At 60.2% G+C, this 520-nt stretch carries 1 protein-coding gene; it reads left to right on the top strand.

Annotation, left to right across the window (positions count from 1 at the left end; all coding sequences use genetic code 11):
- Nucleotides 1-440, top strand: a 440-nt coding sequence (locus ACX3P0_RS25350) for a DUF488 domain-containing protein (protein WP_459093000.1), incomplete at its 5' end; no start/stop codon positions are given.
- Nucleotides 441-520: the final 80 nt, after the last annotated feature.

The following is a 520-nucleotide window of genomic DNA, read 5'->3' as shown; positions in this document are numbered from 1 at the left end:
CGCGCTCGCGCACGAATCCGCAGTTCAACGGCGAAAGTCTCCCAGGAACCTTGGCGCCGTGGCAGATCGGCTATAAGCATATCGCCGCGCTTGGCGGACTTCGACGTAAGGCACGTAGTACGGAGCCTTCGCCCAACACCTATTGGCGCGTGCGCAGTTTTCGCAATTACGCGGACTATGCCCTCACGGAGCCGTTTATCTTGGGCTTGGCGCGCCTGCGAGAACTCGGCATCCAACACCGCTGCGCCATCATGTGCGCGGAAGCCGTCTGGTGGCGCTGCCACCGCCGTATCATCTCCGACTACCTGCTCAGCCAAGGCGAGAGCCTCATGCACATCCTTGGGGCGGAGCATTTCGACGAGGCGAGCCTTACGCCCGGTGCTGTCGTGCGCGGTAGCGGCAAGATCGTCTATCCCGCCGAGAATGTGGTGCTCAAATAGAGCGAGAAATGTCTCCGCTTACGCATAACAATGCCGACATAGTTTTCGCCGACCGGCTTAGCTGTTTCCTAAACCGACGC

Source organism: Mesorhizobium sp. A556, assembly GCF_054489545.1.
The sequence above is the reverse complement of the archived record's forward strand: the minus strand, read 5'-3'. Positions and strand labels throughout refer to the sequence as shown.